Below are 26,288 nucleotides of genomic sequence, written 5' to 3' on the forward strand. Positions count from 1 at the left end.
AGATAGATGCCCTGCAACAGCACGCCGGCAACCAGCGCGTTGGCCCAGGCCCGCAGACCGCGCGGCCAGGGCGCGCCCACGGCGACGGCGATGATCACGAATGCAACGACCGTGAGCGCATAGCGGTAGCACAGAAACGTCAGCGGATCGGAATAGGGCGCGACCAGTCGTGCGGCGATGAAGCCGGTCGACCAGATCAGCACGAAGAACAGGGGCAGGGCACGGGCCAGCATCAGGTCATCCGGTCGGGGGCTTGGACGGGCAGCGACGGCAGGCGATCATTGGTCGAGATCGGCGCTGGTGGCCCAGTTGGGCATGAGGTCGTTGCTGGGCTGTTTCTTGTCGAGCAGCTTGTGCGCGGTTTCCACGCCGGCGATGGGCAGGCCCGTGGGGTCGAGCTTGCCGATCTGGACCAGCACCGAGGCCTGATCCCAGTAGATATGCTCGTTGTAGAGCTTGTTGCCGCGAAAGGTCACGATCGCCACGAACGGAATCTCGACGTATTTGCCGGTGGGCTCGATGCCCGGCAGCAGCCAGTCGATTTCGCAGTCGTGGGTGAAGCAGAGCACGAACTCGTCGACCATGCGATCGACCCCGACCGTGCGCGAGATCGGCTTCATCTGCAGATCGGCCGGGTTCTTCGGGATGAAATGGTGTTTGTAGAACCGCTTGAGATAGTCGTGGCCGGTGCCGCCGGTCATGGTCGGCACATGGTTCACATAGGGCTCGGCCACCATGGTCTTCATGGTTTCATCGACGTCGCGGGCGGCGAATTCCAGCTCGAAGTGATGATCGGCCAGGGCGGCCAGGTCGTAGCGCGGCCCAAGCGCAGCCCGCAGCACGCCCAGCGTACGGGTATGCGCCAGCCGCGCCGCCCCGGGGTTGTAGTGGTCGTTGCCCCAGCGATTGAAGGCATGATCGGCGTTGTCGTAGACGAACACCTGGGCGTCCGGGTTGCCGGCAAACGCGCTGCGAATTTTCTCGATCGTCTCGGGGGGCGAGAACTTGTCCAGGCCGCCGAAGTGCAGCGCCATCGGACAGTCGATCGCCTCGGCCAAATCCAGCGACTCGTCGATGCCCACGCCGTAGTAGCCGACCGCGCAGTCCACGTCGCAATGGGCAGCCGCCAGATAGGCGAGCTTGCCGCCCAGGCAGAAACCCACCACGCCCACGTCACCGCGCCGCGGTTCGGCCACGACTTCGTCCGTGGCCCGGGCGGCGGCTACGGTGGCGCCGATATCGGCCACGGTGCGCTCGACGTTCAGATTCTGGAAATAGCCGAAGGCCTGTTCGAAGTCTTCCGGGCTATAACCCAGTTCGATGCCCGGCTCGAACTGATGAAACAGATCGGGCGCAATGGCGACATAGCCTTCTTCGGCATAGAACTCGCAGACCTCGCGGATATGGCGATTCACGCCGAATATTTCCTGCAGCACGATCACGGCGGGGCCATGGCCGGCTTCCGGCAGGGCGCGATAGGCGCTGAAACGGCTGCCGTCGGGGGCGTCGATCTGAATCGTGTGGGTGCTCATAAATACTGCCTGGCTCATGCAACGATGGCGCATTATCGGGCAGCGGCGGATACAGGCCAAACGCGGCGCTGGGATCGGAGGTTATCAAATGATCAGAAAATAATATAAAATGATCATATGATTAATCGGAGCCGGTCATGACATCAGCTGCTGCCGTCCAAAAAGAAGCCCGTGCGGATATTCACGACGTCGAGCTGCGTCGTCGGGTCAGCCCCGGTGCGCTGCGAAGCTGGTTCGGTATTGCCCGCCAGTGGGGGCTGACCGATATTCAGGCCGCACGCCTGCTGGGGACGCCGACAAGTACGTACCGGCGCTGGAAGCGTGCGCCCGATATCACCCTGGATGTCGGCCAGATGGAGCGGTTGTCTTTGTTGCTGGGTATCTACAAGAGCCTGGAAATGCTGCTGCCACGCGCGGATGCGGCCGATGGCTGGATCAAGCAGCCCAACCGCAACCCGTTGTTCGGCGGCAGCACCCCGTTGGAGCGCATGCTGGCCGGGCATATCGAGGATCTGGCCGTGGTGCGTCGTCATCTGGACGCCGAGCGTGGCGGCTGGGCATGAGCGCTTCGGCCGTCGAAAGCTTTCCGCGTCGCCGCGTGCGCTGGCGGCCGAGCTATCGCATCGTGCCCTCGCGTTTTCCGCCGCGGGGGCTGTTCGACCGCGTTGCCGATCCGGCCGACCTGGAGGCGACCTTCGCGGTCGAGTCGCTCACCAACGACCGCCTGCGCGACGAAGTAGGCGAGCTGTCGCGGGTGCCGCGTGAAGAACGGATGACCGGCCCGGGAGCAACCCCGGTGATGGCTGCCTTCACCCACGTCAATCCGGCCGGTTCGCGCTTCTCGGATGGCAGCTTTGGCGTGTTCTATGCGGCGAAAAGCGAAGCCACGGCAGTACGCGAGACGGTGTTTCATCGCGAGCGTTTTCTGGCCGACAGCGCCCAGCCGCCGATGACCATCGAAATGCGCGTCTATCAGGTCGATGTGGATGGGGCTCTGCGCGACCTGCGCGGCCAGGCCGAAGCAAAGCCCTTGCTCGACCCCTACAGCTACGCGCAGTCGCAACGCTACGGCGTGCAGGCGTACACAGCGAGCGAGAGCGGCATCGTCTACCCGAGCGTGCGGGATGCGGGGGGCGAATGCGTGGCGGTGCTGCGGGCGTCAGCCCTCTCGCCGGCGGTCCAGGGGCGACATTTCGGCTATATCTGGGACGGTAGCTGCATCACCGATGTCGTCACCCTCGGTGAAAGCGGGATCGAGCCCCACGGCGATCGCCGCTAGAAACGTACCGGCTTCTTGTCGAGCTTGCGTTGCAGGGTGCGCCGATGCAGCCCCAGCGCGCGAGCAGCTTCGGAAATATTGCCGTCGTGTTCGGCCAGCACGCGCTGGATATGCTCCCATTCCAGACGTTTCAACGACATGCGCTCGCCGGGGGCGCTCGGCGCGGCGGCATCGCTGTCGTCGGCGAGCGCGGCCAGCACCGTGGGCGCATCGACGGGCTTTGCCAGATAACCGGCCGCGCCGCGCTGCATGGCGGTGACGGTCGTGGCAATACTGGCATAGCCGGTGAGCACCGTGATCCGTACGCCTGCCACGCGCTCGCATAGCGGTGCGATCAGATCGAGTCCGGACACCTCGTCGCCGAGATTCAAATCGAGCAGCACATGGCTGGGCTGCCATTGTTCGGCATGTTCGAGCGCGCTGGCGGGGTCGTGGGCCAGTGCGGTTTCGATACCCCGCCGGTCCAGCGCGCGGGCGAGCGTGGCCGCGAAGACCGGATCGTCGTCGACCAGCAGTACGCGCATGATCCGGGCCTTTGCTGCGTTCATGACCGGGCCGTCTGTGACGACAGCGGTATGGCGACCTGGGTGCGCGTACCCCCCTCGGGCCGACGCTTGAGGCTGATTTCGCCGCCCAGGCGTTCGAGGCTCACATGGGAGACGATCAGGCCGAGCCCGCGGCCGTCGCGCTTGCTCGAAAAGCGGATACGCCCGGCCCGGGCGGTATCGGCATCGGCGATGCCGCGGCCTTCGTCGTCGATGGTCAGCACAAGGCGTGTCTCAAGGCGTTGTGCTGCGATATCCACCCGGCTGCTGGCGTTGGCCTGCGAGGCATCGGCGGCGTTGTTGAGCACGTTGGTCAAGGCCTGAGCCAGAGCGGTTTCGTCGTCTAACGACGCAGTATTGAGGGCGGGGTCGATATCCACCGTGGCCTGGATTTCCGGTCGCATCAATCGCCAGCGAGCCACGATTCGATCGAGCGCGGCGGGGGCGGCCACCGGCGTTGCACTCGCGGGCTCGGCGGGTTCGGCCGCGCCGAGCAGCTGGTCGATCTGGTGCGCGCACAGGGCAAGCTGTTGCTCGAGCACGGCCAGGTCGGCCTGTAGCGGCGTATCGGCGGCCTCGGTATCGCGCAGCTCGGAGACGATCACCGACATCGTCGACAGTGGCGTGCTCAGTTCATGTGCCGCGCCCGCCGCGAGCGCGCCGATGGCGGTGATCTGTTCGTTGCGCAGCATCTGCTCGCGGGCGGCGGCCAGCGAGCGATCGCGCCGTCGTACCGCCGAGGCCATGCTGCCCACGAAGATCACCAGCAACGCCGCACTGACCACGAAGGTGGCCCACATACCCAGCACATGCAGGGTGAAGTCGCCGTGATGCCCGGCCATCGACGCCGGATAGAGAAAGCGCAGCAGCAGCGCGGTATAGGCCCCGCCGGCCAGGGCGGCCACCAGCCAGGCCTGGGCGCGTGGCAGGGCCGCGGCGGCAATCGCGATCGGCAGCAGATAGAGCGAGACGAACGCGCTCGACGAACCGCCGGTACAGGCAAGCCAGGCGGTGAGGGCGCCCACGTCGAGCAGCAGATGGGCCAGCAGTTCGGCCTGGGTGGCCGGGCGGGGTCGGCGCAGGCTCCAGCCGATCAGGGCATTGATCGCGGCCACCACCGCGCTGACCGCGAGCAGGCCATCGGTATTGACGCGGACCTGCGCCAGCATCGGCGCGACGGCGACCGCCGACAGGACGCAGGCAATCGCGCCCCAGCGCAGCCAGTGCAGCCAGGCCAGCAGCCGGATGGGCGTAAGTCTAAAAACAGCCTGCATGGGCTCGGGTCGGTCGGTTCGACCGCCTAGAATAACGGGTGTCGTGCCCGCGGGCCGCCGCCTGCGACAATCGGTCGCAGCATCAACGCCGGCCGCGCTCGGCCAGGGCGATGCCGCCGAGCACCAGCGTCAAAGCGACGACATGAAAGACGTGCAGGCGCTCGCCCAGCAGGAGCACCGACAGCAGGGTGCCGAATATCGGGACCAGGTTCAGGAAGATGCCCGCCCGGTTGCCGCCGATCAGTTCGTTGCCGCGAATGAAGGCGCTCTGCGCGATCAGACCCGGCACCAGTGCCGCAAACGCGACCACGGACAGGCCGATCGCATCCGGCCAGACGATCGTGTTGGTGGCGAACTCCCAGCCAGCAAAGGGCAGTGAGCCGGCCCATGCAGTGGCCGAGATCACGGCGATAAAACTCAGCCAGTGCATCGGCGGTTTGATCCGCAGCGCTGCGGTATAACCGCCGTAACAGGTGATGGCCACCAGCATGAGCGCATCGCCGCGGTTGAGATCGAGCGCGAGCAGTCGAGACAGCTGGCCACCGGATACGATCAATGCCACGCCGGACACGGTGATCACAAAGCCCAGCAGCTGGCGCGCGGTGATGGTTTCACGCAGCAGCAGAAAGTTGAGCGCAAAAATCACCCCCGGCATGCCGGCCTGTTCGATCACCACGTTGATCGCACTCGTATGATTGAGCGCGCTGTAAAGGGCCGCGTTGAAGCCGGTAAAACCGATCGCACCGTAGGCGACGAGCAACGGCGCATGCCGACGAATGACCGGCCAGTCCTGCTTGAGATAGGGCCAGGCGAAGGGCAAGGCGGCAATGAACGCACCACCCCAGCGCAGGTGAGTGAGCAGCAGCGGGCTGATATGGCCGACCGCGAACTTGCCGGCGACCGCGTTCAGCCCCCAGGCCAGTGTGGTGGCAACGAGCAGCGGATAGGCGAGCGCGGCCTTCTGGGCAGCGGCGCGCGGCATCAGTGCACGATTCGCGGGTCGTTCGTGTTCGCGCCGTCCTCGGCCAGGAAACCGCCGGACTGCATCTGCCAAAGGCGTGCATAGAGCCCGCCGGCGGCGAGCAGCTCGGCGTGGGTGCCGGCTTCCACGATCGCGCCATCGTCGATCACGATCAGCCGGTCGAGTTCGGCGATGGTAGACAGCCGATGCGCGATCGCGATCACGGTCTTGTTGTCCATGAGGCGGTGCAGGTTCTCGGTGATCGCGGCTTCCACCTCCGAATCCAGTGCCGAGGTAGCCTCGTCGAGCAGCAGAATCGGCGCGTTCTTGAGCATGACGCGGGCCAGGGCGATACGCTGGCGCTGGCCACCCGAAAGCTTCACGCCGCGTTCGCCCACCATGGCATCGAGGCCGCGCCGGCCCTGGGCATCCACCAGATCATCGATGAAGTCGCGTGCGTGGGCCGCCACCAGTGCAGCCTCGACCTCGGCATCGCTGGCGTCGGGGCGGCCGTAGCGGACGTTGTCGCCCACCGAGCGATGCAGCAGCGCGGTGTCCTGGGTGACCATGCCGATATTCTCGCGCAGCGATGCCTGGGTGACGCCCGCGACGTTCTGGCCGTCGATGGTGATGGCACCGGATTCCACGTCGTGAAAACGCAGCAGCAGCGACAGCAGCGTCGACTTGCCGGCGCCGGAGCGCCCCACCAGGCCGACCTTTTCGCCGGGCGCGACCGTGAGCGAAAGGTTTTCGATCACCCCCGTGCCGCGCCCATAGTGGAAGCCGACCTTGTCGAAGGCGATCGCGCCCTCGCGCACGGTCAGGCGGGTCGCATCGGGGGCGTCGACCAGCGCCTGGGTCCTGGAGAAGGTAGCCATGCCGTCGCGCAGGGTGCCGATATTCTCGAACAGCTGCGAGACTTCCCACATGATCCACTGCGCCATGCCGTTGATGCGCAGCACCAGGCCGAGTGCGGCCGCGATCGCCCCGCCCGTGATCAGGTTCGACTGCCACAGCCCGATGCCGAGGGCGGCGACCGCGATCAACAGCAGCGAATTGAGCAGATACAGGCTGGCGTAGAAGCCATTGACCTTGCGCATCTGGGCATAGACCGTGCTCAAGAACGCCTGCATGCTCTGGCGGGCATAGTCGCCCTCGCGTTCGGTATGGGCGAACAGCTTGACCGTGGCGATATTGGTATAGGCATCGACCACGCGCCCGGTCATCGCCGCTCGTGCATCGGCCTGGCGTTCGGCCACCCGGCCCAGGCGCGGCACGAAATAACGCAGCAGGGCGATATAGCCGGCCAGCCAGAACACGAACGGTATGGCCAGGCGCCAGTCCGCGCCGGCCACCAGCACCACGATGCCGGTGAAATACACGGCTACATAGAGCATCACATCCAGGAACTTCATGACCGTTTCGCGCACGGCGAGCGCGGTCTGCATGAGCTTGGTGGCGATGCGCCCGGCGAACTCGTCCTGAAAGAAGGTCAGCGACTGGCCGAGCAGCCAGCGATGCACCGTCCAGCGAAAACGCATGGGGAAATTGCCGGAGAGCGCCTGAAACGTGACCAGCCCCTCGATGAACACCAGCAGCGGCAGTACGACGAGGATCACCACCGCCATGCCCGACAGCGCCAGCGCATTGTCGGCCACGAACGTCTCGCGCGGCGAATTCGCGAACCAGTCGACGATATGGCCGAGAAAGGCGAACAGCGAGACTTCGATGACGGAAATGGTCGCGGTAAGCACCGCCATGGCGACAAGCAACGGCCAGACCGGCTTCGCATAAAAGGCGATAAAGCGCAGCAGGCTGTCGCTGGGCGGCGTACGGCCGTCGTCCGGAAAAGGCGCGACCAGGCGTTCGAACAGACCAAACATCGGCGAACGGGCGACAACGCGCCGGGTTGCGAAAGGCGCGCCAGTCTAGCCTATGTCGGTTACGTCGACAGCCGTGGGTTGTTAGACCGGCTCGGCGCCATCGTGGACGGACTATTTCGCCGGCATGGCCCGTCGCTGCTCGACCTGGGCAAAGCCGTAGCTTGCAGCGATATAGGCGACCAGCGCGCTCAGCACGGCGTTGACCGGTGCAATCCCGGGGAGGAGATTCGCTGCCGCGAAGCCCACGCCCCAGGCGCCGACGGCGATCCAGTTCACTTGCTTGAGCGCTGCCTGTTCAAGGCTCGGGTAGTGCCGGCGCGCGACGATGAAGAAGTCGGCGATCAGAATTGCGCCGATCGGCGGCAGGGCCGAACTGAGAAACGACAGCCAGCCGACGAAGTTGTTGTACAACCACAGGGCAGCGAGGGTGCCGATCGTGCCGTTGAAGATCACGATCCAGTGCTTGGGCAGGCGGGTGATGTTGGCAAAGCCGAGCGAGGCGGCATACAGGGCGTTGTCGTTGGTCGTCCAGATATTGAGTCCGAGCACCAGAATGGCCGGCAGAATCAGCCCCTGGGCGAACATGACCTGGGAGATATCGGCTTCGCTGTAGACCAGCGCGCCCACGGCACCAAAAGTGAACATCAGCGAATTGCCCAGAAAGAAGGCGATCAGCGTGGTGCTCACGCCAACTCGCGGGCTACGGGCAAAGCGTACGAAATCCGGCGTGAGGGTCGCGCCGCTGATGAACGAACCGATACAGGCGGTCAGCGCCACGGCCAGGGTGATCGGCTCCTCCGGGGTGATCGAGGCCAGCGCGTCGAGGCCGCCGGCTTCGCCCACGGCCATCGCGACCGACATGTTGCCGAGTACGAAGATCGCCGGCACCGCGATGAAGCTCAGGATGGTGAGGGCCTTGAAACCCACCCAGGCGGTCGCGGTCATGAGCACGCCGCCGATAGCGATCAGCGCATACATATTGAAGCCGGTCGCGGCCTGGATCGGCAGGGCGAACATCACCACGCCCACGCCGAACCAGCCCACCTGGGTGCCACCGAGCAGAAACGATGGCAGCCACGAGCCGCGCACGCCGAAGGCATAGCGGCTGAGCAGATGCGTGGACAGCCCGGTGCGGCTGGCGATGAAGGCCAGCGCCACGGCATACAGCCCGAGCACGAAATTGCCCGCCATCACGACCGCGGCAAACTCCCACAGCGTCAGGCCCTGGCCGAGCGTGCCGCCGGCCCACATGCTGGCCGAAAAGAAGGTGAAGCCGAGCATGACGGCGAGCATGGTCCAGAAACCGCGGCGTGCGCCGGCGGGAACGGCAGAGAATTCAAAGTCCTGGAAATCGTGTTCGGGTTGCGGCATCGGTCGGTATTCGAGTGGGTGAGGACATACGGCGCGCGGTCGGCGACAGGCGGCTGCACCCAAACGGGGCAACCCGGCGCGGCATTATCCTTCAGTTGGAAGCGAAGCCGAAGCACAGCAAGGCTCGTGCCAGCGAACACGAGGCGCGCCGGTCTGATCCAGCCGGCTATGCCTGCGGCGGCGCGCTTTCGATATCGCGATACGTGGCGGGCGGAAAGCACAGGTTGAATCTATCCGCGTACAGGCCGATGCGCGGCGTCTGCCCGGCGATATCGGGAAAGCCGCTGTCGTCGGGAATGTCGTAGTCGGCCAGGCGGGCCAGCCGCGAACGGGTGCGTGCACGGATCAGGGTGCGGTAGTAGCGGCCCTGCCAGGGCTGTTCGAGCGTGCGCCAGGCCCGAGGCAGAATACCGGTCGAAAGCGGCAGGCGAGGCCCGCGCCGGGTGAACGACAGCGTGAGCGCGGTGTGATTCGGCAGTTGCACGCGAAAACGCTCGCGCACATCGTTGCTGGCTAGGGTTTCGAAGCGGGCCAGACGTTTGGGCAGGCCCCAGTTGCGCTGGCCGTTGTCGACACTGGCCGAGGTGGATACCCAGATATGGGTGATGGCCGCGGCCCGGCGATCGCCGAAGTCGAAACGCCCCGGGCATAGCAGCAGTTCACGGTACGGGCCGACGTTCGAGCTGGCGTAGTCGATGAGCATCAGCGCGCCCATGCCGCCACGGGCCCGGCCGGCAAGAGCGGGCACGTTCTCTGCGCAGCGCTCGCCGAATGCGGGTGAACAGGACAGGGCGATGACATAGCCGCGGCCGGTGAGTTGCCAGGGCGCGGGCGCCTCGATGTTCGGCGGGCTCATGGCCGTCCCGGCAGGGCAGGTGCATGTTCGAAGCTCATGCCAGGTTGATCCACGGTATGAGGACGAACCACAGCATATAGGTCAGCAGGGCCACCAACAGACCATCGATGCGCTGCAGTTTCTGTGCGGGCTTGTGCGCATACCACCACAACAGACCGAGCGCGAGCGTGGCATGGGCGATAACGAAACCGGCGACGCCCTCGTACGCGCCGCCCGCTACGTGCATGCGCTCGAATGCCAGCCCCAGGCCGGCAGCCGCGGCAACGCTGATCGCTGCGAGTTTGAAGGCGCTCAGATGGCCGAAGCGTACCGCGAGCGTGCGCTTGCCAACGCTCTGGTCGGCCGGGCGGTCCGGCACGCCGGCCAGTATGATCGAGGGCAGGATGGCCAGGGCCAGCGGGGCCGATACGAGCCAGAGCACCGGCTCGAACAGGGTCGCGCCTTGCAGCAGTCCGCCGAGTACGACCACGAGGGCGCTGTGGGTGAATGCGACGTCCAGCTCGCCCAGGCCGCGATAACTCAACTTGAGCGGGGCGGCGGTATAGCCGAGCGTGGTCACCGCGGCGATGCTCATCCAGAGCGCGGTGACCCAGGGCGCCGGCGCGAGAGTCAGCACGAGTGCTGCCACGGCCAGTACGCCGATAAGCAGCAGCCCGGTCGCGAAGCGTAATCGCGAGGGGTCGATCTTGCCGTCGACGAGTACGCGCGAGCCGCCGGTGAACGGGCCGCAATTTGCGTTGGCCCGGTCGGTAGCGAGATCGAGACGTTCGTTGCTGAACACGGTCGCGGCTTCAAGCAGTGCGATGGCGATCAGGCCCCACAAGAACAGGACCCAGTCGAGCGAGGCGCTGACGGCCACGGCGCCCAGACTGTAGGCCGCCCAGCTCATCGGATAGAACTGCAGCCGGAGTGCGGCCAGCCAGGGTTTGGCGCGCTGCCAGGCGCGCCCTAGCGGTGAGTGCACGCCGGCGCGTAGCGCAAACCCCGCAGCGCGTGTTTTCTCGAGCCAGCGCGCGCGCTTGGCGGGCGTGGAGGTACGCACCGGGCCGAAGTGCAGAATCCGGGTCGGGCGTACGCCACAGAAACCCAGCGTCGCCCGTGCCATGGCATTGTGCCCGGGCGCCTTGAACAGCCAGCGATAGATCGGTGGCGGCGTGTCCATGGTGGTAATCAGCTGGGCGGATTTTCCCTGCCAGAGCCCTTCCCATTCTGCTGCGCCCGGCCCGTAGAAACGAAACGCCAGCCCCGGCATCACGAGGCGGTCGAGAAAACTTTTGAGCAGCGCCGGCATGGTGCCCCACCACGTCGGGTAGACGAATACCAGATGGTCGGCCCAGACGAGATCGTCGCGGGCGGCGGCGAGGTCGGGCTCCAGCGGCTGGTTCTCGGGGGAGTCGGCACAGACGTCGCGGGCGAACTCCAGCTCGCCGAGCACCAGCGAGCGCAGCGTGACGCCGGCCTGCGCTGCCCCCTCCCGATAGGCGCTGGCCAGTGCGCCGCAAAGAGAATCCGGGCGCGGATGCGCGAGTATGAGCAGAACGCGCAGGGGCGCATCGTGGTCGGGCATCGTCGGCCTCGCTGGTTTGATACACGGGCGTTCGTGCAAACGCTGTAGAGGCGCCCGCCTCGCTGAGCATGCGACGGCATTCAGCCGTAACGACTCAATATCCCGGGCGCGCCTGTCTTGTTCCAGCATACAGGCGACGGACTCGGGTGCGACGGGTTGCCGGTAGGCGAGCGATTCGGCGATAGCGTGAAGGCCGGTATCGAGTTTGTGGTGACGGCCGGCCGATCTTTTGACATAAAAAAGGGCAGCTCGAAAGCTGCCCTTTTTAGCGTCGGTCTGTGTCGGCCAGCGACGGCCGGTCACGACCATGCCGAATGCGGATTACATATCCGAATCGCGCTGCTGGTTGAGCTCGTCCGGGCTGGACGGATCACGCTGGCCCATGCCTTTGTCGCCGTCAGCGCTGTTGCCGTCGCCCATGGTGTTGCCGCCGGACATCGTGTCCTGATTCAGCGAGCCATCGTTCGACATCGAGCCCTGGCCCTGCATGCCGTTGTCGTTCGACATCGCGCCTTCGTTGGAGCGATCGGCATCGTAGTCCTGGCTATCGCGCTGGCCCTCGGCGCTGCCGTAGCTGTCGTCGCGTGCGTGGCTCTGGCTGCTCATGCTGTCGTCGCCGGACATGTCGTGGTCGCTGCTCATGCCGCCATCGTTCGACATGCTGCTACCGCCGGCCATGTCGCTATCGCTGCCCATGCTGCTTTCGCTGGACATGGTGCTGCTGGTGTTGCCCGAGGCGCTTCCGGCCGAGTCGGCAGCAAAGGCCGCCGGCGCGAGCGTGACCGCGCCGGCAACGACGAGTGCGGTCAGAACGGAGGGGGTAAACTTGGAAATGGAATGCATAATGCAACTCCTGTGGTGTTCTTTTCCGGCCGGGAAAATGGGTGGCCGGAAACTTCAGCCTAATGACGTTTTTCGAATGGCACCTGAACAGCGGCTGCCCTGAAAACGTGGCTGATCAAATAATATGGCGCGGGCGGCAGGGGGCGATATCCGGAATTACCCCCAGGCAAGACATGACGCGTGGTGACAGCCGACTTCGCCTGCAAGCATTTGTTGAAAAATGTAATACGACTTTCATCGAGCTGTAATTTTCATCACGCCACGAGAGTTTTTCGAGCCGATTCGCCGGGAAGGAATATTAATGAGAGCGAAACGCCGCCTGCACAGGATTGCGCTGGCGCTATTGGTTACGCTGGCACTCATGGGCGTAGCGCCCGTCGCACTGGCCGCTAGCGACGGGGTGATGGTCTTCGCGGCCGCCAGCCTAAAGAACGCGATGGATGAAGTCGTGGCCGACTACGAACGCGGGCACGACACGTCGGTACGGGTCAGCTATGCCGGCAGCTCGACGCTCGCGCGCCAGATCGAGCAGGGCGCGCCGGCCGACCTCTATGTATCCGCCAATCAGAAATGGATGGATCGGCTGCACGAGCGTGGCCTGATTCGTACCTCGTCGCGGGTCGATCTGCTACGCAACACGCTGGTGCTGGTCGCGCCCGCGGGCAGCGATACGCACATCACCCTCGATCGGCAGACCGACCTGCGCGCTGCGCTCGGCGACAACGGCTATCTGGCCATGGCCAATACCGACGCGGTGCCGGCCGGCATCTATGGTCGCCAGTCGTTGCAACGGCTGGGTCTGTGGCAAGAGTTGCAGGGGCATATCGCCCAGTCCGAGGACGTGCGCGCCGCGCTGGCCCTCGTCGCGCGTGGCGAGGCGCCGCTGGGCGTGGTGTATGCCAGTGACGCGCTCGCCGAGAAGAGAGTCCGCGTGGTGGCGAAATTCGCGGCCGACAGCCACGATCCGATCATCTACCCGGCGGCGCTGCTGGCCGATGTCGACAAACCCGCGGCGCAGCAGCTGCTGGCCTTCATGCGCGAGGATGCCGCACAGGCCATCTTCGAACGCTGGGGATTCGAAGTCGTCGGCAACGACTGAGGCGCACCATGTTCGATCCCGCCACGCTCGAGGTTCTGTCGCTGAGTCTATGGGTCGCCACGACGGCCGTACTGCTCAGCCTGCCGCTGGCGTTGGTGGTGGCCTGGTTTCTGGCCCGTTCGCGCTGGCGCGGCAAGATGCTGGTCGATGCGCTGGTGCATCTACCGCTGGTCCTACCGCCGGTGGTGACCGGCTATCTGCTGCTGGTCGGCCTGGGCCGCAACAGTTTGGTGGGTGGCTGGCTGGCGGATACCTTCGGGCTGGTATTCGCCTTTCGCTGGACCGGCGCGGCGCTTGCCGGGGCAATCATGGGTTTTCCGTTGCTGGTCCGCCCGATTCGGTTATCGCTGGAAGCCATCGATACGCGCGTGGAGTCGGCCGCGGCCACCCTCGGGGCGTCGCCGCTGTGGGTAGCGCTCACCGTGACCCTGCCGCTCGCCCTGCCGGGGGTCATCGCCGGGCTGGTACTGGCCTTTGCGCGCGCGCTGGGTGAATTCGGCGCCACCATCACCTTTGCCTCGAATATTCCCGGCGAGACCCGTACCCTGCCGATCGCCATCTATACCTTCATCCAGGTGCCGGGCGGTGAAGGCCGGGCCGCACAGCTCATTCTCATATCGGTTGCGGTATCGCTGGCGGCGCTGGTGGCCTCCGAACTGATCGCCCGCCGCGTGAAACGACTCCAGGCGCTTGCCTGATGCTGTCGATCGATATCGCACACCGGCAGGGCGATTTCACGCTCGAATGCGCCTTCGACAGCGATGCCCGCGTGACCGGGCTGTTCGGCCCCTCGGGCGCGGGCAAGAGCAGCCTGCTGCGGATCATCGCCGGGCTGGTGCGGCCCGATCGGGGCCGGGTGGAGCTGGCCGGGCGCTGCGTATTCGATAGCCAGGCGGGTGTGCATGTGCCGGCGCACAGGCGTCGTATCGGCTATGTGTTCCAGCGCGCGCGCCTGTTCGCGCACCTGAACGTTCGCCACAACCTCGGCTATGGCGCCTGGTTCGCCCGTGAGAAGCCCGTTCGTGCGCGCTTCGAGCAGGTGGTCGATATGCTCGATATCGGCCCGCTGCTCGGGCGTCGTATCCACGGGCTGTCCGGCGGTGAACAACAGCGTGTGGCCATCGGCCGGGCGCTGTTGTCGAACCCGGCCATGCTGCTGCTCGACGAACCTCTGGCGTCTTTGGACGTTGCACGGCGTCAGGAAGTGCTGCCCTATATCGAACGCCTGAGCGCAGAGTCCGAGCTGCCGATCCTGTTCGTGAGTCATCAGCTGGACGAACTGCTGCGGCTGGCCAATCGTCGGGTCGTGGCTATTCGCGACGGCCGAGTGACCTTCAGCGGTCCCACCGCCGAGTTTCTGGCGCAGCCCGCCCTGCTGGGCGCCGAGCAGGCCCGGGATGCCGGCGTGCTGTTGCGCGGCGAAATCGTCGCGCATGTGCTGGCCGACGGGCTGACCGAGCTTGCCTGTGGCGGGCAGTTGTTGTACGTGCCGCAGGTGGAGCACGCAGCCGGTGCCGAGATCACCCTGCATGTACGGGCACGCGACGTCATGCTCGCGCGTGAGCGCCCGCAGGACATCAGCGCCTTGAACGTGCTCGAGGCGCGTATTGAACGCCTCGCCAACGACGGCGACTATGCCGTGAATGTGCAAATGCGGGTCGGCGAGCAGCCCCTCGAGGCGCGTATTACCCGGCGTTCGGCCCAGGCCCTGGCGCTTGCACCGGGCCAGACTGTTCATGCCGTCATCAAGAGCCTCGCGCTGGCCGAGCAGGCATGGGAACGGCTGGGCGGGCTATAGCGTCTGCAGGCGCTGCTTTGCGGGCGAACTTTCTGCTAGATTCAACACGCCTGTTCCCACGGAGATAATCATGAAGAAAGGGTTCGTTCTGGCGGGTGCGTTGTTGCTGTCGGCCTCGGTGTTCGCGCCGGCGTTTGGCCAGCAATCGGAAACCTTGAGTTCGAAATCGGCGGATGCGGCCAAGGCCTCGGAGATGCCGCTCGACAAGGTCTGTATACAGCGAAGCAATATCTACAGCGCGGGCGCGGTGGTCACGATGAATGAAAAGCCCTACGTCTGCAAAATGGACAAGAACGCCGGTACCAATGCGCTGAGTTGGGTGCCCATGGAATCCGGGGCCTGACCGAGGCATCGGTTCGCCAGCGTGGCTGGCTTTTGTCGTCGGGCGCCGTTACCGGCGCCCGACGTATACCCGATTCAGCCGGTATGGCCGGCGAAGCGCTGATGGATTTCGAGTACGTGCACGATGCTGGGCAGCAGGGCGGCCAGCGTTTCCTGTGCGCCCGAGCGACTGCCAGGGAAGGTCAGCACGAGCGAATTGCCGGCAAAGCCCGATACGCCCCGCGATAGCACGGCATAGGGCGTGCGCCGCTGGCCGAAGGCGCGGGCGGCTTCCATCAGACCCGGCATGGGCGTGGTCAACAACGGTTCGACGGTCTCCACCACCCGATCCTTCGGGCCGATGCCGGTGCCACCGACGGTGACGATCAGCTGGGTGTCGGCTGCGATCGCGGTATCGAGTGCTTCGCGAACCTGTGTTTCATCGTCGTGCAGCAGCCGGTAGTCGACCGGCGCGAAACCGGCTTTTTCCAGGCCTTCGAGGACATGGCGGCCGGCGGTATCCGGCTTGTGGCCATCGGCCACCGGGTCCGAGACCATCAGCACGGTCGCCGACAACGGTTTTTTGAGGGTTCGCTTGAAATGACTCTTGCCGCCGGTCTTGTCGAGCAGCCGCGTTTCGCCGACGGCCAGCTCTTCGGCCTCGGCATAGGGCTTGAGCATGTCGTAGAGCGTGAGGGCGGCCATGCTGGCGGCGGTGAGCGCTTCCATTTCCACGCCGGTGGGGCCGATCGTATGCACCTCGGCCTCGATGACCACGCGCTCGGACTCGATATGGAAATGCACCTCGGCCGCATGAATGGGCAGCGGGTGACACAACGGCAGCAGTTCATCCGTGCGCTTGGCGGCCAGAATGCCGGCAATACGGGCGCTGGCCTGGGGATCGCCTTTTTCGGTATCGCGATCGGCAATACGCTGCAGGCAATGCGCCGGCGCATGGAAGCTCGTGGTGGCGGTGGCCGAGCGCAGGGTCTCGGGCTTCATGCCGACATCTTTCATGACTGTGGTCCTGTGTCGCGGCCAGTGTCTGCGTCTGCGTCGCGCGGGCGTTCCGGGCGGGGCACTTCCGTGCCTTCGAGATAGGCGCTGCTGCCGTCGGCATAGAATTCGTTCTTCCACACCGCCACGCGTGCCTTGAGTTCTTCCAGCGCATGGCGGGCGGCGGCAAAGGCGGCGTCGCGGTGCACGGCACGCACCACCACATAGACGCTCACCTCGCCCAGACCCAGACGGCCGGTACGATGCTGAATGCGGCAGGCATGGGCATCGAATCGGTCGGTGGTTTCGGCCTCGATATCGGCCAGCGTGCGCGCCGCAAGCGGGCCGTAGGCGGAATAGTCCATCGACTCGACCTCGCGGCCGGCGTTGTTCAGGCGCACGGTGCCACCGAACACCACCAGCGCGCCGCAGCGATCGTCTTCGGTTTCGGCCATCAGCGCGTCGAGATCCAGCGGCGCATCGCTCAGATGGCGGTCTGAATCCGGCTGGCCGCCTGAAACCGGCGGGATCAGGGCGACGCGATCGCCGTCGGCCAGTGGCGTATCCGCGGCGAGCAGCGTATCCCCGCGTGCACAGGCGGTGCGCGAAAGCAGGTCGTGCGCGCGCGGATACTGCTGCTGGGCGGTCTCGATAAGCTGCGCGGGCGTGCAGGGGGCGGCGAGCCGAAGGGCCGCCGTATCGGCGCCCATCAGCGCGGCAAGCTCGCCGAAGCATTCGGCATGGACGGTAATCGAATCGCTCATGATCGGGTCAAGGCAGGTATGCAATACGCAAGGCTAGAGTGTGGCGGCAGACGGGGCAATCGCCGACGGCTCAGCGTCGCGGGCGCAGCGCCCGGTCAGTGGTCGTTCGCACGGGCCGTTCCACGAGCTGCGCCGGTGCACCAGAACGCCAGCGCGCTGGCCTCGAGTACCGCGGCCACGGCGAGCGCGCCCGCCCAGCCACCGAGTTCATAGGCAATACCGGAGACGAGCGATCCGAGCGCGCCGAACAGAAAGAAACAGCCCATATAGGCGGTCGTGATCCGGCTGCGTGCATCCGGGCGCAGGGTATAGATGGTGCTCTGGTTGAGAATCTGCACGCCCTGTACGCCCAGATCCATCAGCAGCAGGCCGATGATGATCGCGGTCAGGCTGTGCGGGTTCAAGCCCATGAACACGAAGGAAGCACAGGCAAGCAACAGAAAACCGCCGGTCGCCCAGCGTTCGTAGCCGCTGTCGTGAAAACGCCCGGCCAGCGACGCACCGAGGGCGCCCGCGGCGCCGAACAGGCTGAACAGGCCAATGGTGGTTTCACTGTAGTTGTAGGGTTCGCCGGCAAGCAGGAAGGGCAGCACCGTCCAGGTGATGGTGAAGCCAGCAAAGCCAAAAGCGCCATAGACGATACGCCGCCGTAGCACCGGTTCTTCCACCAGCAACGCGCCGACCGACCGCAATACCTGGCCGTAGCGCAGCGTATTGGCCGGGGGGGCGTTGTTCGGCAGAACCCGCCAGAGCAGGATCGTCTGGGCCAGCATGGCGAGCGCAGCGCAGCCGAATACAGCCCGCCAACCGGCCATATCGGCGACGATGCCGGAAAACGCCCGGGCCAGCAGGATGCCGATCAACAGCCCGCTCATCACGCGGCCGACCACCGCGCCGCGCTGGGCGGGGGCGGCCAGGGTGGCCGCCATGGGCACCATGATCTGGGCCGAGGTCGCCGACAGGCCGATCACGAAGCTGGCGAGCACGAAATAGCCGAAGGCCGGTGCCAGCGCGGCCGCCGCGAGGGCCAGGGCGGTGATCAGGCATACCGCGCCGATCAGCCGACGACGATTGAAGAAATCGCCGACGGGTACGATGAACACCAGGCCGGCGGCATAGCCCAGCTGGGTGACGGTAATGATCGTGGTCGCGCCCGCCGAAGAGATATCGAAGCTGCGGGTGAGCAGATCGAGCAGCGGCTGGGCGTAGTAGATATTGGCGACCGACAGGCCGCAGGCGACGGCCATCAGCCAGGCCAGCGGGGCCGACGGGGTGAGTTCGGTATGTTCGTTCGTCACAGCGGCGAAGGGTTCGGGAAAAGGCAGCGGATTCTAACGTTGTATCGTGCAGTGGTGTGTTTTGCGGCGGCGCGGACCCGTACTCGCTGCTTCGGTGACGCGTGTTTTTGCCGGCCGCGCGGCCGCGGGCCGTAGCCATCGCCTATGTCCGGCGGGCAAACAAAAAAAGCCCGCCTGAAAACAGGCGGGCCGGGGCGTCGGCGTGCGACAGATCGGCTCGAACGCCGACGGGGCGATCGATCAGTCGTCGTCGCGTTCGCTGCGCAGGATCTCGCCGGTACGGGCATCGATCGTGAGTTCGACGCGCTGGCCGGCCGGGTCGGTGGCCTCGACGTCGTAGCGATCCATATCGCGATCGACTTCATCGATCTGGGTATAGTCCTGGCTCTCCAGCATCTGTACGACGTCCACCAGCGATTTCGTGTTCGCGTTGGCGTTCGCGCCGGCCTCGTTCTGGGCGAGGGCGACGGCCGGACCCGCGGTCAGTGCGGCGGCCAGGGCGAGGGTGGCGATACGGCTGTTGAAGTGGGACATGCGTCCTCCTTGGGTTGAGTTCGGCGCCGAGTGTGGGCGTCGACCGTCGAATACGTTGTGAATAGGGCATTCATCGTCAATTCATCGCTGCAGCATGGACAATAGTCGTATGTCTCGTGCCTTCAGCTCATTCTTGCCGTGGTTATGCGTGGGCGGCCTGCTCATCGGCGCCAGCGCGGCCTTGCGTGCCGGTGACGTCGACGCCGAAGATGCCCGGCAGGCGAGCGATGCCGGCAAGATCGCGCCGCTGCGCCACCTCTTCGACAAGGTCGAGCGCGAATGTCGCGGCCGTTTTGTCGAAATGGAGCTGGAAGAAGACGACGGCCGCTGGACCTACGAGATCAAGCTCATCGGCCCGGGTGGAGATGTCGCGGAACTCGAATACGATGCGACGGATTTGCGCCTGCTCGAAGCCGAAGGCAAGCGCCTTGACGCGCTTGAATGCGTACCGCCCGGCACCCCGGACTGATTCGAAGTATTGCGCCTATGAGACTGCTGATTGTCGAAGACGAGCCCACGCTCTGCGAACAGCTCGAAGAAGCACTGGGCGAGGCGGGCTATGCCGTGGATATCGCCGTCGATGGCGAGGACGGGGCCTATCGCGGCGCCACCGAACCCTATGACGCGATCGTGCTCGATCTGGGTCTGCCGCGACTGGACGGTTTGAGCGTACTGCGCGGCTGGCGCGCCGAGGGCGTGAATGTGCCGGTATGCATTCTCACCGCCCGCGGCGAATGGCATGAAAAGGTCGATGGCATGGATGCCGGCGCCGACGACTATCTGGCCAAGCCGTTTCGCATGGAAGAGCTGCTGGCCCGATTGCGGGCGCTGATTCGTCGCGCCAGCGGCATGGCCACGCCGGTGCTCGAGGTGGGCGACGTCAGTCTGGATACACGCAGCGCACGGGTCGCGGTCGCGGGCCGGCCGGTCAAGCTCACCGGCCACGAATACCGCGTGCTGTCTTATCTGATGCACCACCCCGACGAGGTGGTATCGCGCAGCGAGCTCATCGAGCATATCTATGCACAGGATTTCGATCGTGACTCGAATACGATCGAGGTCTTCATCCGGCGCCTGCGCCAGAAACTCGACAACGACGCCATCGTGACCGTACGCGGCTTCGGCTATCGCTTCGACGCGAACGCGAGCGGCTGAACGGGCATGGCCCGCATGTCTCTACAGCGGCGCCTGTTTCTGGGCGCGGCGATCTGGATCGTACTCGCGCTTGCGACCACCGCGCTGCTGCTGTCGGTGCTGTTTCGTGACCATCTGGAAAACGATCTCGCCCGGCGGCTGGACGCCGATTTCCTCCAGCTCGTCTCCCAGTTCGATGTCAACGAACAGGGCCGGCTGCTGCATTCGGTGGCCATGAGCGATCCGCTCTATCAGCGCGTACTCTCCGGGCGCTACTGGCAGGTCGAGCGTGGGGGCGTGGTGAGCCTGCATTCGCGCTCGCTCTGGGACGCCACCCTGGCTGTCGAAGAACATCAGACCGGCGCGCGGGTGCGCCTGGCCGGCCCGCGCGGCGCGCCGCTGCTGGCGGTGGTGCGCAATATCACCGTGCCCAACGTGGCCGAGCCGCTGCGCCTGACCGTGGCCGCAAGCCTGGCGCCGGTCGACACGGCGGTGGCCGAGTTTCGGCGTACCACGCTTATCGCACTCGGCGTGCTGGCGGCCGGCCTGATTCTGGCCGCGGCATTGCAGGTGCGCCTGGGTCTGCGCCCGCTCGGCAAGCTGCGCGGCGAGCTGGCGACGATCCGCGATGCGCGGGCCACCCGGCTATCCGGCGATTACCCGGCCGAGGTCGAGCCGCTGGTGGCCGATCTCAACAGCGTGCTCGCCCATAACGAAACACTCATCGAGCGCGCGCGTCGCCAGGCCGGCAATCTGGCCCATGCATTGAAGACGCCGCTGTCGGTCATCGGCAATGAGGCCGCCCGCCTGGGTGCCGACGGTCAGGGCCGGCGCGCCGAGCGTTTGCAGCATGAAGTGGCGGCGATGCAGCGCCATATCGACTGGCATCTGGCGCGCACGCGTATCGCCGGGCAGGCGGGCAGTCACAAGTCCACGCCGGTGGCCGAGGTGCTGGCCCGGCTGCAGCGTACCCTGCAACGCCTCTACGGCGCCGACGGGCTGGTGATCGATATCGATTCGTCGCAGGCGCTGCGTTTTGCCGGCGAGCAGCGGGATCTGGAGCAGATGCTCGGCAACCTCATGGAAAACGCCTGCAAATGGGCCCGCGGCGTGGTCGAGGTCCACGTCGCGGCCACGGGCGCGTCGCTGCTCGTACAGGTCGACGACGACGGGCCGGGCCTGAGCGCCGAACAACGCAGCCAGGCCATCCGGCCCGGCCAGCGTTTCGATGAGGCCGTGCCCGGCTCGGGGCTTGGTCTGGCCATCGTCAGCGATCTGGCCGAAGCCTATGCCGGCGCCCTGCGCCTCGAAGACGCCGAGCTGGGTGGGCTCTCGGCGCGGCTGACGTTGCCACGCTCGCCGGACGCGTTCTAGCGCTTGTGCGTCTGTACGCCGCCGTCTGCGGCCACGATAAGAACGTCGGCCGGGCGGCGTGCGAACAGGCCGACCGTGACCACGCCCGGAATGGCGTTGATGGCGTCCTCGAGTTCGATCGGGTTCATGATTTCGAGGTTATGCACGTCGAGAATCGGGTGGCCGTTGTCGGAGACGAAGCCTGTGCGCAGTTCCGGCTCGCCGCCGAGTTTGACCAGCGCCCGCGCCACGCTCGAGCGGCCCATTTCGATGACTTCCACCGGTAGCGGGAAGCGCCCCAGCAGATCGACCTGCTTGGAGGCGTCGACCATGCAGATGAAGGTACGCGAGGCCCCGGCGATGATCTTTTCCCGGGTCAGCGCGCCGCCGCCGCCCTTGATCAGCTCCAGGTGCTCGTTGGCTTCGTCCGCGCCGTCGATATACACGCCCAGCGCGCCGGCGGTGTTCAGGTCCACCACGTCGAAGCCGGCCGCGCGCAGGCGTTCGGTGGTGGCTTTCGAGCTGGATACGCAGCCGGGGATATCCGGCTCGCGCTCGGCGAGCACGTCAATGAAGTGATTGACCGTCGAACCCGTGCCCACGCCCAGGTATTCGCCGTCGTTGACGTATTCGTAGGCGGCTTCGGCCGCGGCGCGCTTGAGATCGTCCTGTTTGCCCATTAAAGCTTTCCTGCTGCGATGTCGAAAAAAGATAGGTTGTGAGAATCAGTGGTCGCGCGCGCCGAATATGTCGGTGCCGACACGTACATGCGTCGCGCCCTCGGCGATCGCGGCTTCCAGGTCGCTGCTCATGCCCATCGACAGGGTATCGAGTCGGTGGCCGCTCGCATTGAGGTGCTGCATGAGTTCGCGCAGCGCGGCAAAGGGTTTGCGCTGGCTGGCTTCGTCGTCGCGGGGTGCGGGAATGGTCATCAGCCCGCGTAGCCGCACGCCATCGAGCTCGACGATCTGGTCGGCGAGTTCGGCCACGGCGTCGGGCGCCAGGCCGGACTTGCTGGCTTCGCCATCGATGTTGACCTGGATGCATAGATTCAGCGGCGCCAGGCCCGCCGGACGCTGATCGGCGAGCCGGCGCGCGATCTTGAAACGGTCGATGGCATGGGCCCAGTCGAAATTTGATGCGATATCACGGGTCTTGTTCGACTGAATGTCGCCGATAAAGTGCCAGAGAGGTGTGCGTTCGGTCAGTACGCCGATCTTGGCGAGCGCGTCCTGGAGGTAGTTTTCGCCAAAATCGCGCTGCCCGTGATCGAGCGCTTCGCGTACGCGTTCGACCGGTTTGGTCTTGGAGACCGCCACCAGGGTGACTTCGCCCGAATCGCGGTGCGCGGCTGCCGCCGCACGGGCAATGCGATCGCGCACACGATCGAGGGCGTCGGCGATGGATGGGGTTGAATCGGTCGGCATGGAAACAGTTTTCGTTCGGCTGCGTTGGGTTAGGATTAGGATAACGCGGCCGGCCTAGCAGGGAGCACGTCGGGAACCTATGGATATTTCCCAGTTACTGGCCTTTTCGGTCAAACAGAATGCCTCGGATCTGCATTTGTCGGGCGGCCTGCCGCCGATGATCCGCGTAGACGGCGACATGCGGCGCATCAATCTGCCGCCGCTGGAACACAAGGAAGTGTTCGATCTCGTCTACGACATCATGAACGACCGTCAGCGCAAGGCCTACGACGAGCACCTTGAGACCGACTTTTCGTTCGAGATCCCGAATCTCGCGCGTTTTCGTGTCAACGTGTTCAACCAGAACCGCGGCGCGGCGGCGGTGTTTCGTACCATTCCTTCGCAGGTGCTCACGCTCGAAGAGCTGGACGCGCCCAAGGTCTTTCGCGACATCGCGGCACTGCCGCGCGGGCTGGTGCTGGTGACCGGGCCGACCGGTTCCGGTAAGTCGACCACGCTGGCGGCGATGGTCAACCACAAGAACGAAACCGAACTCGGACATATCCTCACCATCGAGGATCCGATCGAGTTCGTGCACAGCTCGCAGAAATGCCTGGTCAACCAGCGTGAAGTCGAGCGCGACACCCATTCCTTCGCGGCGGCGCTGCGCAGCGCCCTGCGCGAGGATCCGGACACCATTCTGGTGGGCGAGCTGCGCGATCTGGAAACCATCCGCCTGGCGCTGACCGCGGCCGAAACCGGCCATCTCGTGTTCGGCACCCTGCATACCTCGTCGGCGGCTAAGACCATCGACCGTATCATCGACGTCTTCCCCGGCGCGGAAAAGGACATGGTGCGGGCGATGCTGTCGGAATCGCTGCGCGCGGTGATTTCCCAGACGCTGCTCAAGAAGAAGGCCGGCGGCCGTGTCGCGGCCCACGAAATCATGATGGGCACGCCGGCGATTCGTAACCTGATCCGCGAAGGCAAGATCGCGCAGATGTACTCGTCGATCCAGACCGGCCAGTCGGCCGGCATGCAGACGCTCGATCAGTGCCTGCAGGATCTGGTGCGCCGGGGCGTGGTCACCCGCGACGAGGCGGGCCGCAAGGCGGTCAACCGCGAGTCGCTGGGTAGCAACAGCTAGGGACGTTCGTCATGGATCGTGCACAGGCAACAAAACTTCTCACCGTCCTGCTCGAGCGGCTGGTGGCCGAAGGCGGATCGGATCTGTTCATCACCGCCGGTTTTCCGCCGGCGATCAAGCACGACGGCCAGATTTCGCCGCTGATGGAGCGCCCACTCACCCACGAGCAGTCGTCGCTGATCGTGCGCTCGATCATGAACGACCGTCAGGCTCGCGAGTTCGACGAATACAAGGAATGCCAGTTCGCCATTTCGCCGCCGTCCGGGCGTTTTCGTATCTCGGCGTTCGTGCAGCAGGGCCGGGTCGGCGCGGTCATCCGCGTGATCAACACCGAAATTCCGGACTTCGACGACCTCGGCCTGCCGCCCGTGCTCAAGGATGTAGTCATGGGCGAGCGTGGCCTGGTGATCATGGCGGGCGCGACCGGCTCGGGTAAATCGACCTCGCTGGCGGCGATGCTCGGCCATCGCAACAACAACGCGGCCGGGCATATCATCACCATCGAGGATCCGATCGAGTTCGTGCATCCGCACAAGAAATCGATCGTCACCCAGCGTGAAGTGGGTGTGGATACCCAGTCCTGGGACAACGCCCTCAAGAATACGCTGCGCCAGGCGCCTAACGTCATTCTCGTGGGCGAAGTGCGTACCCGCGAAACCATGGAATACGCGATCAACTTCGCCGAGACCGGTCATCTGGTGCTGTGCACGCTGCACGCCAACTCGGCGAACCAGGCGCTTGATCGCATCATCAACTTCTTCGACGAAGCCCGGCGCGAACAGCTGCTCATGGACCTGTCGCTGAACCTGCGCGCGCTGCTGTCGCAGCGACTGGTGCGCAAGGAAGGCGGCGGGCGCTGCGCGGCGATGGAAATCCTGCTGAATACGCCGCATGTGGCGGACATGATCTTCAAGGGCAAGGTCGGTGAGCTCAAGGAAGTCATGGGCCGCGGCAACGAGCAGGGCATGATCACCTTCGATCAGAGCCTGTTCAAGCTGTTCGAATCCGGCGAAATCGACTACGGCGAAGCGCTTCGACATGCCGATTCGCAGAACGAGCTGCGTCTGAACATCAAGCTCAACAGCAAACGTGTACGCAAGGATCTGCGCGACGACGCCGACGTGAACGCGCTGTCCGTCCACGACGATGAAGAAGACGAAGCCGCCGACGAGGGGATGTACCGCGATGAGCGATAGCGCGCACGACACCGATAACGCCCTCGAGGCGGTAGAGCCGTATCTGCAGCTGGCGATCGACAAGAACGCCTCGGATCTGTATTTCACCACCCATGCGCCGGTCATGCTGCGCGTGGAAGGCGAGATCTATCCGGTCAAGAGCAAGACCCGCGAGCCGTTGACGCCGGACCGTGTGGAAGCGCTGGTGCTCAGCATCATGACCGACGATCAGAAGGCCCACTACGAACAGCATCACGAAGTGGACTTTGCCTATCGCTTCGGGCTGCAGGGGCGCTTTCGCGTGAACGTGTTCCGCCAGCGCGGCTCGGCGGCGATGGTGTTGCGCAACATCGGCAACGTGCCGGATTTCGATACCTTCGACCTGCCGCCGGTGCTGAAGCGCCTGTCCATGCAAAAGCGCGGTCTGATCATGGTGGTAGGCGCGACCGGCTCGGGTAAGTCGACCACGCTGGCCGCGATGATCAACCATCGCAGCGAGAACGCGAACGGGCATATCCTCACCATCGAGGACCCGATCGAATTCATGTATCGCCACAAGCGCTCAATCGTCAACCAGCGCGAGCTGGGCACCGATACGCTGGATTTCGCGCGCGCCGTGCGCAGCGCGATGCGCGAAGCCCCCGACGTCGTCCAGATTGGTGAAACCCGCGATCTGGCCACCGCCGAGGCGGCGATTCAGCTGGCCGGCACCGGCCATCTGGCGCTCACCACCCTGCACGGCAACAACGCCTACCAGGCGCTGCAACGTCTGATCGCGCTGTTTCCGGAGTTCGCGCGCGAGGCGTTGTTCATGGACCTGTCGCTCAACCTGCGTGCAATCATCTCCCAGCGTCTGGTGCGCGGCGTGGGGGGCAAACGCGTGGCCGCCTTCGAGATTCTGCTCAATACGCCCTATATCGCCGATCTCATCCGTCAGGGACGTATCGACTCCGTGCGCGAGGCCATGTCGGAAGGCGACGGTGGCGAAGGCATGGCGACCTTCGACGATTCCCTGTTGAATCTCGTGCGCGAGGGCCAGATCAGCCAGGAACAGGCGCTGGCCTACGCGGATTCGCGCGAGAATCTGCAAAGCCGCATGGCCTTCGAGCATCTCTAGCGTTGCCGCCTTGCCAGGGCGGGCCTATTGCGGCG

Annotated in this window: 27 protein-coding genes and 1 pseudogene; 12 read left to right on the forward strand and 16 right to left on the reverse strand. The window is 65.2% G+C overall.

Features of this window, described 5'->3' with window-relative positions:
* Both CMN27_RS03045 and CMN27_RS03050 read right to left on the reverse strand, forming a co-directional pair.
* Positions 1-233, reverse strand: a pseudogene (locus CMN27_RS03045) (EamA/RhaT family transporter); the annotation flags it as partial.
* A gap of 45 nt (positions 234-278) precedes the next feature.
* Positions 279-1,532 (reverse strand): dienelactone hydrolase family protein, encoded by a 1,254-nt coding sequence (locus CMN27_RS03050; RefSeq protein ID WP_293623935.1) that lies wholly within the window; start codon positions 1,530-1,532, stop codon positions 279-281.
* A gap of 137 nt (positions 1,533-1,669) precedes the next feature.
* On the opposite strand from CMN27_RS03050, the gene CMN27_RS03055 reads away from it, so the two are divergent.
* Positions 1,670-2,095: an MbcA/ParS/Xre antitoxin family protein gene (locus CMN27_RS03055; protein WP_293623936.1), complete on the forward strand. Its 426-nt coding sequence runs from the start codon at positions 1,670-1,672 to the stop codon at positions 2,093-2,095.
* Complete coding sequence (locus CMN27_RS03060) at positions 2,092-2,811, forward strand: RES family NAD+ phosphorylase (protein WP_293623937.1); 720 nt, start codon at positions 2,092-2,094, stop codon at positions 2,809-2,811. Before CMN27_RS03055 ends, CMN27_RS03060 begins: the two co-directional genes overlap by 4 nt.
* Here CMN27_RS03060 and CMN27_RS03065 read toward each other — a convergent pair.
* The 8 genes from CMN27_RS03065 to CMN27_RS03100 form a co-directional block, all read right to left on the reverse strand.
* The gene (locus tag CMN27_RS03065) at positions 2,808-3,359 is read right to left on the reverse strand and encodes a response regulator (RefSeq protein WP_293623938.1); all 552 of its coding nucleotides are present in this window, start codon (positions 3,357-3,359) and stop codon (positions 2,808-2,810) included. The two genes, CMN27_RS03060 and CMN27_RS03065, sit on opposite strands and share 4 nt — an antisense overlap.
* Complete coding sequence (locus CMN27_RS03070) at positions 3,356-4,630, reverse strand: HAMP domain-containing sensor histidine kinase (protein WP_293623939.1); 1,275 nt, start codon at positions 4,628-4,630, stop codon at positions 3,356-3,358. The genes CMN27_RS03065 and CMN27_RS03070 overlap by 4 nt, the downstream gene beginning before the upstream one ends.
* Before the next feature lie 82 nt (positions 4,631-4,712).
* Positions 4,713-5,612, reverse strand: a complete 900-nt coding sequence (locus tag CMN27_RS03075; protein WP_293623940.1) for a DMT family transporter — start codon at positions 5,610-5,612, stop codon at positions 4,713-4,715.
* Positions 5,612-7,474 (reverse strand): ABC transporter ATP-binding protein, encoded by a 1,863-nt coding sequence (locus CMN27_RS03080; protein WP_293623941.1) that lies wholly within the window; start codon positions 7,472-7,474, stop codon positions 5,612-5,614. The genes CMN27_RS03075 and CMN27_RS03080 overlap by 1 nt, the downstream gene beginning before the upstream one ends.
* A 111-nt stretch (positions 7,475-7,585) precedes the next feature.
* A complete protein-coding gene (gene codB / locus CMN27_RS03085; protein WP_293623942.1) occupies positions 7,586-8,845 on the reverse strand; it encodes a cytosine permease in 1,260 nt (419 codons plus the stop codon).
* A 166-nt stretch (positions 8,846-9,011) separates the two neighbouring features.
* Positions 9,012-9,701: an acetoacetate decarboxylase family protein gene (locus CMN27_RS03090; RefSeq protein WP_293623943.1), complete on the reverse strand. Its 690-nt coding sequence runs from the start codon at positions 9,699-9,701 to the stop codon at positions 9,012-9,014.
* Between the two features lie 34 nt (positions 9,702-9,735).
* A complete protein-coding gene (locus CMN27_RS03095; RefSeq protein ID WP_366515393.1) occupies positions 9,736-11,247 on the reverse strand; it encodes an NAD(P)H-dependent oxidoreductase in 1,512 nt (503 codons plus the stop codon).
* A gap of 342 nt (positions 11,248-11,589) precedes the next feature.
* Positions 11,590-12,111, reverse strand: coding sequence for a hypothetical protein (locus CMN27_RS03100; protein ID WP_293623945.1), 522 nt, complete (start codon positions 12,109-12,111; stop codon positions 11,590-11,592).
* 301 nt (positions 12,112-12,412) lie between these two features.
* Between CMN27_RS03100 and modA the strand changes: the two genes are divergently transcribed.
* From modA to CMN27_RS03120, 4 genes are all read left to right on the forward strand, one after another.
* Entirely contained in the window at positions 12,413-13,210 is a 798-nt protein-coding gene (modA, locus tag CMN27_RS03105) for a molybdate ABC transporter substrate-binding protein (RefSeq protein ID WP_293623946.1), read from the forward strand.
* Positions 13,211-13,218: 8 nt separating this feature from the next.
* The gene (gene modB / locus CMN27_RS03110; RefSeq protein ID WP_293623947.1) at positions 13,219-13,908 is read left to right on the forward strand and encodes a molybdate ABC transporter permease subunit; all 690 of its coding nucleotides are present in this window, start codon (positions 13,219-13,221) and stop codon (positions 13,906-13,908) included.
* A complete protein-coding gene (gene modC / locus CMN27_RS03115; protein WP_293623948.1) occupies positions 13,908-15,008 on the forward strand; it encodes a molybdenum ABC transporter ATP-binding protein in 1,101 nt (366 codons plus the stop codon). Before modB ends, modC begins: the two co-directional genes overlap by 1 nt.
* Positions 15,009-15,078: 70 nt before the next feature.
* The gene (locus CMN27_RS03120) at positions 15,079-15,351 is read left to right on the forward strand and encodes a DUF1496 domain-containing protein (RefSeq protein ID WP_293623949.1); all 273 of its coding nucleotides are present in this window, start codon (positions 15,079-15,081) and stop codon (positions 15,349-15,351) included.
* 74 nt (positions 15,352-15,425) lie between these two features.
* Here the strand turns inward: CMN27_RS03120 and moaCB are convergent, their stop codons facing one another.
* The 4 genes from moaCB to CMN27_RS03140 form a co-directional block, all read right to left on the reverse strand.
* On the reverse strand, positions 15,426-16,346 hold the full coding sequence (gene moaCB, locus CMN27_RS03125; RefSeq protein WP_293623950.1) for a bifunctional molybdenum cofactor biosynthesis protein MoaC/MoaB: 921 nt from the start codon (positions 16,344-16,346) through the stop codon (positions 15,426-15,428).
* Positions 16,343-17,089 carry a molybdenum cofactor biosynthesis protein MoaE gene (locus CMN27_RS03130; protein ID WP_293623951.1) on the reverse strand — a complete coding sequence of 249 codons (747 nt, stop codon included), beginning with the start codon at positions 17,087-17,089 and terminating at the stop codon, positions 16,343-16,345. Before CMN27_RS03130 ends, moaCB begins: the two co-directional genes overlap by 4 nt.
* Before the next feature lie 95 nt (positions 17,090-17,184).
* Positions 17,185-18,387, reverse strand: coding sequence for an MFS transporter (locus CMN27_RS03135; RefSeq protein WP_293623952.1), 1,203 nt, complete (start codon positions 18,385-18,387; stop codon positions 17,185-17,187).
* A gap of 240 nt (positions 18,388-18,627) precedes the next feature.
* Positions 18,628-18,921, reverse strand: a complete 294-nt coding sequence (locus CMN27_RS03140) for a PepSY domain-containing protein (RefSeq protein WP_293623953.1) — start codon at positions 18,919-18,921, stop codon at positions 18,628-18,630.
* 94 nt (positions 18,922-19,015) lie between these two features.
* Between CMN27_RS03140 and CMN27_RS03145 the strand changes: the two genes are divergently transcribed.
* Genes CMN27_RS03145 through CMN27_RS03155 form a run of 3 tightly spaced genes read left to right on the forward strand, consistent with a single transcriptional unit; the run spans position 19,016 to position 21,429 of the window.
* On the forward strand, positions 19,016-19,390 hold the full coding sequence (locus CMN27_RS03145) for a hypothetical protein (protein WP_293623954.1): 375 nt from the start codon (positions 19,016-19,018) through the stop codon (positions 19,388-19,390).
* Positions 19,391-19,407: 17 nt separating this feature from the next.
* Complete coding sequence (locus CMN27_RS03150; protein ID WP_293623955.1) at positions 19,408-20,076, forward strand: response regulator transcription factor; 669 nt, start codon at positions 19,408-19,410, stop codon at positions 20,074-20,076.
* Between the two features lie 15 nt (positions 20,077-20,091).
* Positions 20,092-21,429: a sensor histidine kinase gene (locus CMN27_RS03155; protein WP_293623956.1), complete on the forward strand. Its 1,338-nt coding sequence runs from the start codon at positions 20,092-20,094 to the stop codon at positions 21,427-21,429.
* Here the strand turns inward: CMN27_RS03155 and rpiA are convergent.
* Complete coding sequence (rpiA, locus tag CMN27_RS03160; protein ID WP_293623957.1) at positions 21,426-22,088, reverse strand: ribose-5-phosphate isomerase RpiA; 663 nt, start codon at positions 22,086-22,088, stop codon at positions 21,426-21,428. The genes CMN27_RS03155 and rpiA overlap by 4 nt on opposite strands.
* A gap of 45 nt (positions 22,089-22,133) precedes the next feature.
* A complete protein-coding gene (locus CMN27_RS03165; protein WP_293623958.1) occupies positions 22,134-22,835 on the reverse strand; it encodes a YggS family pyridoxal phosphate-dependent enzyme in 702 nt (233 codons plus the stop codon).
* 79 nt (positions 22,836-22,914) lie between these two features.
* Between CMN27_RS03165 and CMN27_RS03170 the strand changes: the two genes are divergently transcribed.
* The 3 genes from CMN27_RS03170 to CMN27_RS03180 are packed head-to-tail and all read left to right on the forward strand — an operon-like array spanning position 22,915 to position 26,253.
* On the forward strand, positions 22,915-23,961 hold the full coding sequence (locus tag CMN27_RS03170) for a type IV pilus twitching motility protein PilT (RefSeq protein WP_293623959.1): 1,047 nt from the start codon (positions 22,915-22,917) through the stop codon (positions 23,959-23,961).
* Positions 23,962-23,972: 11 nt separating this feature from the next.
* Positions 23,973-25,157 (forward strand): PilT/PilU family type 4a pilus ATPase, encoded by a 1,185-nt coding sequence (locus tag CMN27_RS03175; RefSeq protein ID WP_293623960.1) that lies wholly within the window; start codon positions 23,973-23,975, stop codon positions 25,155-25,157.
* Positions 25,147-26,253 carry a PilT/PilU family type 4a pilus ATPase gene (locus CMN27_RS03180; protein ID WP_293623961.1) on the forward strand — a complete coding sequence of 369 codons (1,107 nt, stop codon included), beginning with the start codon at positions 25,147-25,149 and terminating at the stop codon, positions 26,251-26,253. The genes CMN27_RS03175 and CMN27_RS03180 overlap by 11 nt, the downstream gene beginning before the upstream one ends.
* Positions 26,254-26,288: the final 35 nt, after the last annotated feature.

The organism is Salinisphaera sp. (assembly GCF_002729955.1).
Lineage (GTDB): Bacteria > Pseudomonadota > Gammaproteobacteria > Nevskiales > Salinisphaeraceae > Salinisphaera.